At 73.0% G+C, this 12,794-nt stretch carries 10 protein-coding genes and 1 pseudogene; 2 read left to right on the forward strand and 9 right to left on the reverse strand.

Features of this window, described 5'->3' with window-relative positions; translation table 11 throughout:
• Nucleotides 1–26: 26 nt before the first annotated feature.
• The 7 genes and pseudogenes from BN2279_RS21240 to BN2279_RS21270 form a co-directional block, all read right to left on the reverse strand.
• Complete coding sequence (locus BN2279_RS21240; RefSeq protein ID WP_079032359.1) at nt 27–653, reverse strand: DUF6230 family protein; 627 nt, start codon at nt 651–653, stop codon at nt 27–29.
• Nucleotides 654–1,120: 467 nt separating this feature from the next.
• A pseudogene (locus BN2279_RS21245) lies at nt 1,121–2,151 on the reverse strand (tetratricopeptide repeat protein).
• A gap of 80 nt (nt 2,152–2,231) precedes the next feature.
• A complete protein-coding gene (locus BN2279_RS21250) occupies nt 2,232–3,932 on the reverse strand; it encodes a coenzyme B12-dependent isobutyryl-CoA mutase large subunit (protein ID WP_059011962.1) in 1,701 nt (566 codons plus the stop codon).
• A 96-nt stretch (nt 3,933–4,028) separates the two neighbouring features.
• Nucleotides 4,029–4,364 (reverse strand): DUF3817 domain-containing protein, encoded by a 336-nt coding sequence (locus BN2279_RS21255; RefSeq protein ID WP_059011964.1) that lies wholly within the window; start codon nt 4,362–4,364, stop codon nt 4,029–4,031.
• Nucleotides 4,365–4,382: 18 nt separating this feature from the next.
• Nucleotides 4,383–4,916, reverse strand: a complete 534-nt coding sequence (locus BN2279_RS21260) for a MarR family winged helix-turn-helix transcriptional regulator (protein ID WP_059011966.1) — start codon at nt 4,914–4,916, stop codon at nt 4,383–4,385.
• A gap of 57 nt (nt 4,917–4,973) precedes the next feature.
• Complete coding sequence (locus BN2279_RS21265) at nt 4,974–5,867, reverse strand: hypothetical protein (RefSeq protein WP_059011967.1); 894 nt, start codon at nt 5,865–5,867, stop codon at nt 4,974–4,976.
• Nucleotides 5,864–6,403, reverse strand: coding sequence for a SigE family RNA polymerase sigma factor (locus tag BN2279_RS21270; RefSeq protein WP_059011969.1), 540 nt, complete (start codon nt 6,401–6,403; stop codon nt 5,864–5,866). The genes BN2279_RS21265 and BN2279_RS21270 overlap by 4 nt, the downstream gene beginning before the upstream one ends.
• Nucleotides 6,404–6,874: 471 nt before the next feature.
• Here BN2279_RS21270 and BN2279_RS21275 point away from each other — a divergent pair, with 471 nt between their 5' ends.
• Together BN2279_RS21275 and BN2279_RS21280 are read left to right on the forward strand one after the other, a co-directional pair.
• Nucleotides 6,875–7,918 carry a lipid II:glycine glycyltransferase FemX gene (locus BN2279_RS21275; RefSeq protein ID WP_234348030.1) on the forward strand — a complete coding sequence of 348 codons (1,044 nt, stop codon included), beginning with the start codon at nt 6,875–6,877 and terminating at the stop codon, nt 7,916–7,918.
• Between the two features lie 38 nt (nt 7,919–7,956).
• Nucleotides 7,957–8,955: a glycoside hydrolase family 6 protein gene (locus BN2279_RS21280; protein WP_059011971.1), complete on the forward strand. Its 999-nt coding sequence runs from the start codon at nt 7,957–7,959 to the stop codon at nt 8,953–8,955.
• Between the two features lie 6 nt (nt 8,956–8,961).
• On the opposite strand, the gene glxA is transcribed toward BN2279_RS21280, so the two are convergent.
• Nucleotides 8,962–10,893, reverse strand: a complete 1,932-nt coding sequence (gene glxA, locus BN2279_RS21285; RefSeq protein WP_059011974.1) for a radical copper oxidase GlxA — start codon at nt 10,891–10,893, stop codon at nt 8,962–8,964.
• Entirely contained in the window at nt 10,890–12,698 is a 1,809-nt protein-coding gene (locus tag BN2279_RS21290; RefSeq protein WP_079032361.1) for a glycosyltransferase family 2 protein, read from the reverse strand. The genes glxA and BN2279_RS21290 overlap by 4 nt, the downstream gene beginning before the upstream one ends.
• Nucleotides 12,699–12,794 lie beyond the last annotated feature (96 nt).

Here is a 12,794-nt window from a genome sequence, read left to right on the forward strand (position 1 = left end):
TTCCGCCCCGGGCGGGGTTCAAGCCGTCAGAAGCACTCGTTCTTGCCCCTGTGCAGGCTCAGGCTGAGGTCGGTCAGCTCGAACGTGCCGGCGGAGGTGGCCCACGCCGTCTGCTCGACGTCCTCGAGGTAGGCCCGCTCCGCCTGCTGGGCGAAGGAACCGGGAATGTAGCTGCCGGCCGCCGGATCCGGACCGTAGTCCTCCGAGGTGGAGCTGGCGCTGACACCGATGTCGATGTTGGTGAACGTGGCATCGGTGTCGAGCTGCGAGAGATCGATGAAGAGGTTGTCGGCCTCGACCGGGTTGTCCGGGTCGGTCCCCGCGTTGATCCTGAGCGTGACATCCCCGATCACGGGAATGCCCGGAATGACGACGGACTGGCAGAGGTCCGTGATGGTGGCGTGGTCGAACGCGGACACCACGACCGGCTGATCGCTCTTGCCCGCCGGGTCCACGGTCGAGCCGTACTGGACCAGCCCTCGGCCGTCCAGCGTCGCCGCCGTCACCTTGAACTCCTGTCCGGACACGCTGAACGAAGCGGCCAGCGCGCCTTGGGCGAGAGCGACGCCTATGGCCGCGGTAGCGGCCACGCTCGGCACCATGACCAGCCCGAATCGCCGCCATCTAGTGCCGCCGCGAGCCTGTGACTCCATGACTTCCTCCTTTTCGGACCAACATCCCCCCGCGTCCCGGCGATCGTCGTCCGGGCGAACCGCGCCGGGCGCCGGGCGCCGGGGAGGAGAAGTGCCCCCGGGCTGCACCCCGGCGACAGCCACTGTCCGCGAGTGATGAACGGCCTCCCTGCGGACCAGGTCCCACCGCCGGCGGGAACCCCCCTGGTCCGAGGCCGACGCGTGGCTCCGTCGGCTTGGCCGATCGTGGTCCATCTCACGAGATGACACAAGAGGTTCGTTACTTGCGAGTAATACTTCTGTGGTGGATACGGGACAAATGACCTTGGCCGCTCACGGAACGTGCACACCACGGGGGAGCACACACAATCCCGAATCGGGCGCAACCTCCCCGAAACCTCCACCGATCTGGACGGAGAGTGACGGCGGCCACGTTTACCAAGCTTTGGTAAAACGTGGCCGCGGCGCGCGTGTGGGATGCTCCGGGCTCAGAAGAGCACGCGCGCGAGCGCGCCCCGGGCCGCGATGACGCGCGGATCGTCACCACCGACCACTTCGAACAGCTCCAGCAGCCGGATCCTGGCGGTGTCCCGGTCCTCCCCGGCCGTCCGCCGCACGGTGCTCACCAGCCGTCCGAACGCGTCCTCGACATGGCCGCCGACCAGGTCGAGATCGGCCACGGCGAGCTGCGCCGCCACGTCGTCCGGCCGCTCCGCCGCCTCCTTGCGGACGCGCTCGGGGTCGAGTTCCCGCACCCGGATCAGCAGCTCGGCCTGGGCCAGGCCGAGCTTCGCCTCCAGGTTCGCCGGCTCGTCGGCCAGCACGTTCCGGTACGCCTGTACGGCGCCGCCGAGGTCGCCGTTGTCCAGCGCCGCGTGCGCCGCGGCCAGCGTGGGGTTGGCCGGGGGGACGGGGCTGTCTCCTCTCCACATCAGCCGCCGCCTACGCGCCGGGTCGGCTGTACCGGCCCGGGCGCCTGCTGGGCCGCCACGGCGCTCTCGGGATCGACGGGCGTGCCGACGATGCCGAAGCGCTGCTCGGCGGCCTGGATGAGCTGGTCGAGAACCTGGCGGACCTGCGGCTCGGGCGCCGCGCCCTGGAACAGCGGCAGCGCCTGACCGGCGATCACCGCGAAGACGGCGGGGATGCCCTGCACCCCGAACTGCTGGAAGAGCATCTGGTTGGTGTCGACGTCGATCTTGGCGAGCACGAACCGGCCGGCGTACTCCGCGGCCAGCCGCTCCAGCACCGGGCTGAGCTGCTTGCACGGCTCGCACCACTCGGCCCAGAAGTCGATGACGACCGGCACCTCGGTGCTGCGCTGGAGCACCTCCTGCTCGAACCCCGCCTCGTCGACGTCGATCACGAGCCGGACGGCGGACGCGTCCGCCTGCGGCCCGGCCGACGCCTGGGCCGCGCGCTGGGCCCGGGCCTGCTCCGCCTTCTGCTTGGCCTCCGCGGCGGCCTTCACCGCGGAGAGGTCGACGGCTCCGCTCATGGACATGTTGCGTGGCTGCATGGGTCCAGTCTCCCCCCTCCGGACGGCGTTCAGGAACGCGCACCCGCCCCCGTCCCAGGTGTGCCGTACAGCCAGTGCCGCTAGAACGTCGGCGGCTCCGTATAGCTGCCCCATTCGTCCCGGAGCACGCCGCAGATCTCGCCGAGAGTGGCCTCGGCGCGGGTGGCGTCGAGCATCGGCTCGATCATGTTCCGCCCGGAACGCGCGGCGTCCAGCAGTCCGGCCAGCGCCGCGCGGACCGCCGCGTCGTCGCGGGCGGCGCGGCGGGCGGCGAGGGCCCGCACCTGGTCGCGCTCCACCTCGTGGCCGACGCGGAGGATCTCCAGGTCGCCGGTGACGGACTCGGTGTGCCGGTTGACGCCGACGACATGCTTCTCGCCCTTCTCCAGCGCCTGCTGATACCGGAAGGCGGACTCGGCGATCTCCCCGGTGAACCAGCCGTCCTCGATGCCGGCGAGGAGCCCCGAGGTGACCGGCCCGATCGGGTGCTCCCCGCCGGGGACGGCCCGCCGGCCGCGTTCGAGGACGCGCGCGAAGATCTTCTCGGCGTCGGCCTCGATCCGGTCGGTGAGCTGCTCCACGTACCACGCGCCGCCCAGCGGGTCGGCGACGTTGGTGACGCCGGTCTCCTCCATCAGCACCTGCTGGGTGCGCAGCGCGATCTCGGCGGCCCGCTCGCTGGGCAGCGCCAGGGTCTCGTCCAGGGCGTTGGTGTGCAGCGAGTTGGTGCCGCCGAGGACGGCGGCGAGGGCTTCGACGGCGGTGCGGACCACGTTGTTGTACGGCTGCTGCGCGGTGAGGGAGACGCCGGCCGTCTGCGTGTGGAAGCGGAGCCACTGCGCGCGCTCGCTGGTCGCGCCGTAGACGTCGCGCAGCCAGCGGGCCCAGATGCGGCGGGCGGCGCGGAACTTGGCGATCTCCTCGAAGAAGTCGATGTGGGCGTCGAAGAAGAACGACAGGCCGGGCGCGAACGCGTTCACGTCCAGGCCGCGGGAGAGGCCCAGCTCCACGTACCCGAAGCCGTCGGCGAGGGTGTACGCCAGCTCCTGGGCGGCCGTGGCCCCCGCTTCCCTGATGTGGTAGCCGGAGACGGACAGCGGCTTGTAGGCGGGGACGCGGGCGGCGCAGAACTCCATGAGGTCCCCGATGAGGCGCAGGTGCGGCCCGGGGGCGAACAGCCACTCCTTCTGCGCGATGTACTCCTTGAAGATGTCCGTCTGGAGCGTGCCGTCGAGGACCTTGGGATCGACGCCCTGCCGCTCGGCGGCCACCAGGTACATGCAGAAGACGGGGACGGCGGGGCCGCTGATGGTCATCGAGGTGGTGACCTCGCCCAGCGGGATGCCCCGGAAGAGGACGTCCATGTCGGCGGCGGAGTCCACGGCCACGCCGCAGTGGCCGACCTCGCCGAGCGAGCGGGGGTCGTCGGAGTCGCGGCCCATGAGCGTCGGCATGTCGAAGGCGACGGAGAGCCCGCCGCCGCCCGCGCCGAGGATCATCCGGTACCGCTCGTTGGTCTGCTCGGCGTTCCCGAAGCCGGCGAACTGGCGGATCGTCCAGGTCCGCCCCCGGTAGCCGGTGGGGTACAGCCCCCGGGTGAACGGGAACTCGCCGGGCCAGCCGATGCGCTCGAAGCCCTCGTACCGGTCGCCGGGGCGGGGGCCGTAGACGGGCTCGACGGGGTCGCCGGAGAGCGTGGTGAAGTCGGCGTCCCGGGTGTGGGCCGCGTCGAAACGGGCCTGCCAGCGCCGGCGGCCCGCCGAGATGAGGTCGTCGTCCATGACCCCAATTTACTTGGACGTCCTAGTAAATGTCGAGCGCACACGGAAGGACCCCCGGGGAAGCACCCCGGGGGTGAGGAGATGACGGTGGGGCCGTTACGCCCCGACGGGCTCGGCCTCGTCCTCGGCCGCGACGAGGGGAAGGGTCTCGGCGGCGATTCTGCGTTCCACCACGAAGGCCGCGAACGGGATCGTCCCCGCGACCAGCACCCACAGCAGCTTCCCGAACGACCAGCGGGCCTTCTGGCCGAGGTCGAACGCGAAGACGAGGTAGACGATGTAGAACAGCCCGTGGACCTGCGAGACCACGAGGGTGACGTCCTCGCCCGTGTCGAAGCCGTACTTGAAGATCATGCAGGTGCATAGGACCAGCAGCATCACGGCGGTGACATAGGCCATGACGCGGTACCGCGTGAGCACACTCCGCTTCATGCCGGAGAGCCTATCCGGTCATTCGGGGCGATCTTCCCCGGGTCCCGTGGCCTCGAAGTCGCGGGCGGCGACCCGCAGCGGGCGCAGCAGCGCGAAGATCTCCCGGCACTCGTCGGCGTCGTAGACACCCAGGCCGAAGTCGGCCGCCATCAGGTCGCGGGTCGCCGCGTCGCACACCGCGCGGCCCTCGTCGGTGATGGAGGCCAGGGTGCCGCGCCCGTCGTTGGGGTTGGGGCGCTTGGTGACCAGCCCGGAGCGGACCAGCCGGTCCACGGTGTTGGTGACGGACGTGGGGTGCACCATCAGCCGCTCGCCGATCTTGGACATCGGCAGCTCGCCCGCCCGGCTGAAGGTCAGCAGGACCAGGGCCTCGTACCGGGCGAACGTCAGCCCGTACGGCTTCACCACCGCGTCGACCTCGGCGAGCAGGATCTGGTGCGCCCGCATGATCGAGGTGATCGCGGACATCGAGGGCACCGATCCCCAGCGCCGCTTCCACAGGTCGTCGGCGCGGGCGATCGGGTCGAACGGAAGGCTGAGCGGTTTCGGCACATCCGCGACCCTACCGGCTGGTCAGCACGGGAGTTGAGGCGTTCCGGCCCTTGGTCGTCAGCCGGTGCCCGACTCCGCGTCCCGGTCGGTGTCCGGCGACTCGGGGGTCCGCTGCTCGGACCCGGCCGGGCAGACTCCTTCCGCCGCGGCCCCGGCGGACCCGGCCACCACGCCGACGAGGCAGTCGGCCGTCGGGTCCGGCTCCGCCGCGTCCGACGCGGTGCCCTCGAACCCGGGGAACGGAGGCAGGTCGGCCAGCACCCGCAGCACCGCCAGCCGGTTGCCGTCGCGCGCCAGGTACACCCGGGCCCGCTCGGGGGCGAGGGCGATCGGGCCGAAGTCGGTGACGTGCAGCGACGCCTCCGTACCCGCCAGGGCGTGCGCGATCGCCCCGGGCGCGATGTCCGTCCACTGCACGGCCCCGCAGCCCCACAGGACCTCCAGGCGGAGCCGCTCCTCGATCTCCCGCGCCGACTTCTCGTCGGGGAACTCCAGCAGTTCGAAGATCGCGAAGGCCCCGTCCCGGCCGGTGTACGAACGCACGGTGGTCTCCGCGCCGGCCGACCCGGTCGGCGACGCCTCCCACTCGCACTCCGTCCGCCACCATTCCAGCGTCTGCGGCGATGCCCCGGACTCGGAGGCGGTGGTCCACCGCAGGTCCTCGTACCCGGGCAGGGCGGCGGGCGGCAGGACGACGGCGGTCGGGGTCTCGGTCGGACCGCCGGTGGCGGCGGGCGGCGGCGCGGTGTCGTCCTCGCGCCAGGGAGCGAGCTGCCAGGTGGCGGCGAGCAGGGCCGCCGCGGTGGCGGGCGACACCGCCGCCGTCGCGGCCCGGCGGTGGGCGCGGCGCCGCTCGCCGCGCCGCCGGGCGGCCTCGGGCCCGGCCAGCACGACGACGGGTTCCAGGTCCCGGGCGAGGTCCTTGAGCCGGCGGTCCAGGGGGTCGGTCATGGGAGACGGACGCCTTTCTCGTGGGTCGTCGTGGAGCGGCGGTGGGGCGGATCGTCGGTGAGCCGGGCCCGGAGCGTTCTGCGGGCGCGGCTCAGGCGGGTGCGCACGGCCGCCTCGGAGACGCCCGTCTCCCGCGCCACCTGGGCGACCGGCAGATCCAGCAGGTGGTGCAGGACCACGGCCGTGCGCTGCTCGGCGGACAGCCCGCGCAGGGCCGCGACCAGCGCGACGTGGTCGGGGGCGAGGGCGGGCGCGTGCGGCGGCGGGCCGTGCCGGAGCTGGGCGCGCAGCCGGTTGCGCGCCTTGCGCCAGGTGCTGACGGCCAGCCGCAGCGCGACCGTGCGGACCCAGGGGGTCGGGTCGCCCTCGGCGCTGAGCGCGGACCACCGCTGCCAGGCCCGCGCGTACGCCTCCTGCACGGCGTCCTCCGCGTCGGCCGCGTCGCCGGTCACCGCGTAGACGGCGGCGACCAGCGGGTTGGCGGTCGCCGCGTAGAACGCCTCGAGGTCCCGCCACGCCTCGTCCGGGCTCACCATCTCCCCCTCCGTCCCCCGGGGCGGCCCGGGCTTCGCGGTCCGCCGGGCGCGCGGCGCGCGGAGCCCGTGGCGCGGGACACCGGACAGCCGATCGTGCGCTGTGCCACGAGCACGGGAGTCTGCCCGGCACCGGGGCGGGCGGGGAAGCCCCGGCCGGTGTCGCGTTTCTCATCGTCACCTTTCGCCGTCCCCGGGCGTGAGGGAGGCGAGTGGGCTGTCCCGGCCCGCCGTCATCGAGGGAGGGAAGTCCTGTGCCGAGGACGATGTCGAACCAGTACCGGGCGCCGGGCGCGGTGACCGGGCTGCGTGTGCTGACGCCCGGGGAGCATCTGGCGTTCCTCCAGGGGCTGGCTCTGATACACATCTGACGCCGCCGACGCAGAGGGTAGGGGCGAGTGCGGAGGCGCGCAGACTCCACACAGCAGGTGGCCGTCAGATGAGTGACCAAGGGAGATGTGTGTGGGGGGGAATGTGTGTAAGGGACAGGGGGTGAAGGAGGGCTGGACGGCGGAGAGCCTGGGGTGGACCGAGGACGGGCGGCTGGTCGGCGCCACCCTGGTGCTGTACCGGCACCTGCCGGGTGTGCGGCGGTCGTTCGCCTACATCCCGGCGGGGCCCGTGCTGGACTGGTCGGCGCCGGACCTGGACCGGCTGCTGACGCCGCTGCTGGACCGGCTGCGCGCGGCGGGCGCGTTCGCCGTCCGGCTGGGCCCGCCGCTGGTCTACCGGCGCTGGACGGCGCGGACCCTGAAGGACGCGACCGGTCCCGGCCGCCGGGTCGGTGACGTGCTGCCGGATCTGGTGGAGCCGCTGGGGGCGGCCGTCGCCGACCGGCTGCGGGCGGCGGGCTGGCGGCGCTGCGCCGAGGAGGGCGCCGGCGACGCGCAGCCCCGGCTGATCTTCGAGATACCGCTGGCGGGCCGCGACCGCGACGACCTGTGGACCGGCCTGAACCAGGAGTGGCGGCGCAACATCAAGCGCGCCGTCAAGGCGGGCGTCGAGACCGGCGAGGCCGGACCGGACGCGCTGCCGCTCTTCCACGAGCTGCTGGGCGTCACCGAGCGCAGGGACGGCTTCCGCCTCGGCCGCTCGCTGCCGTACTACCAGCGTCAGTACCAGGTGCTCAACGAGGCGGAGCCCGGCGCGATGGGGCTGTGGACGGCCCGCTGGAACGGCGAGGTGCTCGCCGCCCACACGATGCTGCGCTCCCCCGACCGGGCCCGCGTCTGGTACCAGACCGGCGCGTCCGCCGACCACCACCGGGAGGTGCGGCCGAGCAACGCCCTCCAGTGGCGGATGCTGTGCGAGGCGCACGGCGCCGGGGCGTCGGTCTACGACATGCGCGGCGTGCCGGACACCCTGGACCCGCGGGAACGGGCGTTCGGCCTGCTGCGCTGGAAGCTGGGCACGGGCGGCGAGGTGACCGAGATGCTCGGCGAGTGGGAGCTGACGCTGGACGGCACGGTCAACCGCGCGCTGCACCGGGCGATGCGGGGCTACCTCGGGCGGCGCTGATCCCCGGCGGACACGTTCGGTCATGGCACGATGACGCCATGTGCGGCCCCCTCCCCCTCCTTCGCGGCGTCGTCACGGCCCTGTGCTGCGCCCTGATCCTGGCCTGTTCCTCCTCCGGCGGCGACGAGCCGCCCGGCGCGGCCCCGGTCGCGGCGGGCACCGGCCCGTTCTGGGTGGACCCCGACAGCGCGGCGGCCCGGCAGGTGGCGGAGTGGGAGCGCGCCGGACGCGCCGAGGACGCCGAGGCGCTGCGGCGCATCGCGGACCAGCCGATGGCCTACTGGCCGTCGGGCCGCCCGGACCCGGGCCCGGAGGTGGCGGCCGTGGCCGCCGCGGCGACGGAGGCGGACCGGACGGCGGTGCTGACGGCGTACAACATCCCGCACCGCGACTGCGGCCAGTACTCGCGCGGCGGCGCCGCCGACGCCGCGGCCTACACGGAGTGGATCGGGGCGTTCGCCGACGGCATCGGGGACGCCCGCGCGATCGTCGTCCTGGAGCCGGACGCGGTGCCGCACACGGCGGACGGCTGCACGGCGCCGGAGTACGTGGACGAACGATTCGACCTGCTGGCGGCGGCGGTGGACCGGCTGAAGCGGCAGCCCCACACGCGGGTCTACCTGGACGCGGGCAACCCGACCTGGATCACCGACCCGGCCGATCTGGTGGAGCCGCTGCGCCGCTCGGGCATCGCGCGGGCCGACGGCTTCGCGCTGAACGTCTCGAACTTCCAGACGTCCCCGAGCAGCGCCGACTACGGCCGGCGGCTGTCGGCCCTCCTGGACGGCGCGCACTTCGTGATCGACACCAGCCGCAACGGCAACGGCCCGTACGAGGGCGACGACGAGCCCTGGTGCAACCCGCCGGGCCGCGCGCTGGGCACCCCGCCGACGACCGCGACGGACGACCCGCTGATCGACGCCTACCTGTGGATCAAGCGCCCCGGCGAATCGGACGGCGAATGCCGGGGCGGCCCCCCGGCGGGCCGGTGGTGGCCGGAGTACGCCCTCGACCTGGCGCGGCGCGACCCCTCCTGACGCGTATCAGCCGACCTGGATCCACTTCGCCTCCGAAGGGGTGCCCTCGGCGTCGGTGGCGAAGAGCATGTACCAGCCGGGCGGGATCAGGGACGGGTCGTCGGGGACCGTGAACGTCACCTCGCCGTCGCCGCGTTCGACCTCCAGGCTGATCGAGCGCTGCTCCACGTCCGTCGTGTGGGTCACCGCGCTCGGCCGCATCAGGCGCGCCCGCTCGACGCGTCCGGGGTGGCCGGTCGTGAACGTCGCCTCGCCGCCGTGCGCCACGCGGGCGGGGCCGTCGCCGAGGACCGGGCGGCGTTCGTCCCGGCCGTCGAAGAGGTACGGCGGCGTGTAGATCTCGACGCGCTTCTCGAACTCCCCCATCCGCGTGTTGTCCGCGTCGCCGAACAGCGGGTCGGAGCCGAACGTCGCGACCCGGCCGTCCGGCAGCAGCAGGGCCTCGGAGTGGTAGTTGCGGCCCACCGTCGGGTCGGCGGCCGGGCGGAACGTGTCGCTCGCCGGGTCGTAGAACTGGGCCTTGAGGATGTCGCTCTCGCCCCGCCCCCGGTAGTCCTCCGAGCCGCCGGAGGTGAACACGGTGTCGTCCGGCAGGATCACGCTGCTCAGGTACCGGGTGCCCTGCGGCAGCGAGGGGCCTTCGCGGAAGCGCGGGTCGTCCTCCGTCAGGTCGATGATCGCGGTCCGCTCCGTGGACTTCTCCGACTCCCCCACCCCGCCGCCGCCGAGCACCATGAACCGCTGGTCCTGGGCCGGCGGCAGCAGCAGCGAGGCGGACGTCTCCAGTTGGTCGCCGTCCGTCAGACCGCCGACCTCGGTGAAGGTGTTGGTGTCCAGGTCCCACAGGCCCGGCTCGCGGCCCTCGTCGGCCGGGCCGTAGCCCGCGTTGGAGCCGGTGTAGAAGATGTCGCCGCCCTGGGTGAGGAACAGCGCCGGGTAGGTGGGGAAGTACCGCTGCGGCCCCTCGGACCAGGTCTTCGTCTCCGGGTCGTAGATCTCGTTGATGCCGGGGACGACCTGCCCGACCTCGTCGAGTCCCGACACGGTCAGGACGCGGCCGTCCGGCAGCGCCGTCAGCGTCGGGTACCAGCGGGCCTCGGCCATCGGCTCGACCGGCACGTACCGTTCCGTCTCGGGGTCGAACTCGTAGGCGGCGTCGATGCCCTGGAAGTCCTGGTCGTCGAGGGTGAGCTGCCCGGCCATGCCGTAGAGGTTCCGGGCGTCCTCGCCCTTCAGGCCGACGACGGCGTACTGCTCGGGCCTGACCGTCACGCCTTCCTCGCCCTCCGCCTCCGCCACCACGAAGACCCGTGTCTCACCGGCGGTGACCCGCACCTCGCCGTTCTCCAGGGTCTCCTTCTTGGCGGCCGGGACCGTGACCTCGGCCTCCGTGACGTACTCCTGGCCGGACGGCGAACGCAGCCGCGTGCCCTTGGGGAACGTGCGGGACCGGTCGGGGTCCTCGTTCTTGATCAGCATCGGGCCGCCCGCGTGCGTCACGGCGTCACCCAGCACCTCGTAGCGCAGCGTGCCGCCCGCGACCAGCATCCGCCCGTCCGGCAGGGCGGCGTGCCCGGCACAGAACAGGTCCTCGGGGGTGGGGACCTCGGTGAACGAGTTGTCCGCCGGGTCCCACAGCACCGACTGGAAGGTGCCCGCGTCGAACTCCTCCTCCTCGTTGCCCGATCCGGCGATCAGCAGCACCTTGCCGGTGCGCAGCAGGGCGGCGTGGATGGCGTTGGTGCGGAACTCCTCGGGGACGTCCACCACTTCCCACGCGCCGTACCGGGCCTGGTAGGCGGGCCGGGAGACCCGGTAGTCGTGGAGCCGGTCCTGCGCGAAGGTGAGCGCGGCCGGGATGTTGAGGCCGGCCAGGAGCAGGGTCACCCCGGTGCCGACGACCGTCTTCCTCATCTGCCTGCTGGGGCGGTACCTCATGCGTCAGCTCCCACTGGTTCCCGTGGCGTGATGCCGTGCTCCGGCGCTTCCGGCCGGTCCCCGCCCCCGTTCCGGTCGTCCTCGGGGGACGTCTCCCGGGCCGGCGCGCGGTCCTCGTCCCGGACGGTGAGCGCCCACAGGGCCACCGGGCCGAGACAGACGGCCAGGGCCAGCAGCGCCCAGGTCCGCATCGCGACGTGCGCGTGGCCGAGGAAGAGCGAGACGAGCAGCGAGCCGCCGATCACCGCCGCCCAGGCCAGATGGAGGCGGAACGTGGCCGGCCGGTCCCGCGACGCCCGGCCGCCCTTGGGCGTGACGACGAACGTGCTGCGCCGCCGCAGCAGCGCGTCCAGCAGCGAGCGGGTGTAGACGGGCGCGGAGAGCGCCGACATCAGCATCCCGGCGGCGCCCGAGGAGCCCTCCGGCTCGTGCGGGGAGACGTTGTGCCGGCGGTTCCAGACGTAGAGGCCGATCTGGAGGGCGGCGACATCGCTGTACAGCATCGTCCACACCGAGGACGCGACCTGGGTGCCGGAGGCGCCGAGCACCAGGTACAGCGCGCAGCCGAGGGCGCCGAGGGTCCAGGTGACGGCGGCCATCGGGTAGAACGCCAGCATCAGCGAGTAGTTGAACAGGGCGCCGGGCCGGTGGCGGCGCGGGCCGCGGCCGTACTGGCGCAGGATCGTCTCGTACGTGCCGCGGGACCAGCGCATCTGCTGCGAGAAGAAGTCGGTCCAGGTGGAGGGGCCCTCGCCGACGGCCAGCACGTCGGGGGTGTAGACGGAACGCCAGTGCCGGCCGGTGGCGGGGTTGACCGCGCGGTGCAGTTCGAAGCCGGTGGCCATGTCCTCGGTGACGGAGTCGACGAGACCGCCGATGCCCTGCACGGCCGAGACGCGGACGGCGTTGTTGGTGCCGACGAACATCGCGGAGCCGTAGCGGTTCCCGGCGCGCTGGATGAGGGCGTGGAAGAGGAACTGCTGGCTCTCGGCGGCCTTGGTGACGGGCGTCGTGTAGTTGCCGTACACCTGGGGGCCGACGACGAAGGCGACGTCGGGGTCGCGGAAGTAGCCCAGCATCCGTTCCAGGTATCCGGGCAGCGGCACGTGGTCGGTGTCCACGGAGGCGAAGAAGTCGTAGTCGTCGCCGTGCGCGGCCAGCCAGGCGTTGTAGTTGCCGTGCTTGGTGCGGGCGCGGTGCGGGCCGGCCGGCTGGTTCCACCGGGCCACGCCCTTGCGGGTGAAGTGCCGGACGCCCAGCTCCGCGCAGAGCGCGCGGACCGCCGGGTCGTCGCCCTCGTCCAGCAGCCACACGTCCAGCGGCCCCGGGTGCCGCAGCCGGACCGCGGCCTCCAGCGTCGCCCGCACCATCTCCGGCGGCTCCTTGCCCGGCACGCAGGTGGTGAGGAACGCGACGCGGGTGCCGGGCTCGGGGACGACCGGCACCGGATCGCGGGCGACCATCGTGGCGTGGGCGATGGAGACGACGTTGACCAGCCGGAACAGCTCGACGAGGCCGACGCAGCCCAGCATCACGGCGTCGGCGGCGAGCAGCCACCACGGCGCGTGGTCCCGTTCCGTCCAGTGGCCGGGCCAGATCAGCAGGAGGAGCAGCACCGCGGAGAGCAGCGGCGCGAGGGTCATCAGCGCGGCGGCCGGTACGCGGCGCGGCTCGCGGGAGAGCAGCGTGCGGTAGCGCACGCGGTAGCCGGGACCGGCCTCGGTGAGGGGGCCCGCGAGACGGCTGTAGGTGTCGTAGTCGTAGCCCTGTTCCGTCCCGGTTCCCTCGACTCCCTCGACCCGCACACACCCTCCTCGGGAGACAAAAGCCGCGATCCGGACACGTCAACGACATGTCAGATCGCGGCCGGTGTCGACCCGGGACGGTCCGAGCGAGGGACC

The organism is Streptomyces specialis, assembly GCF_001493375.1.
Lineage (GTDB): Bacteria > Actinomycetota > Actinomycetes > Streptomycetales > Streptomycetaceae > Streptomyces > Streptomyces specialis.

Bases quoted from the DNA above. Each gene is read 5' to 3' on its own strand.
- BN2279_RS21240 (WP_079032359.1), bottom strand. From the start codon at position 653: ATGGAGTCACAGGCTCGCGGCGGCACTAGATGGCGGCGATTCGGGCTG.
- BN2279_RS21250 (WP_059011962.1), bottom strand. From the start codon at position 3,932: ATGGACGACGACCTCATCTCGGCGGGCCGCCGGCGCTGGCAGGCCCGT.
- BN2279_RS21255 (WP_059011964.1), bottom strand. From the start codon at position 4,364: ATGAAGCGGAGTGTGCTCACGCGGTACCGCGTCATGGCCTATGTCACC.
- BN2279_RS21265 (WP_059011967.1), bottom strand. From the start codon at position 5,867: ATGACCGACCCCCTGGACCGCCGGCTCAAGGACCTCGCCCGGGACCTG.
- BN2279_RS21270 (WP_059011969.1), bottom strand. From the start codon at position 6,403: ATGGTGAGCCCGGACGAGGCGTGGCGGGACCTCGAGGCGTTCTACGCG.
- BN2279_RS21280 (WP_059011971.1), top strand. From the start codon at position 7,957: ATGTGCGGCCCCCTCCCCCTCCTTCGCGGCGTCGTCACGGCCCTGTGC.
- glxA (WP_059011974.1), bottom strand. From the start codon at position 10,893: ATGAGGTACCGCCCCAGCAGGCAGATGAGGAAGACGGTCGTCGGCACC.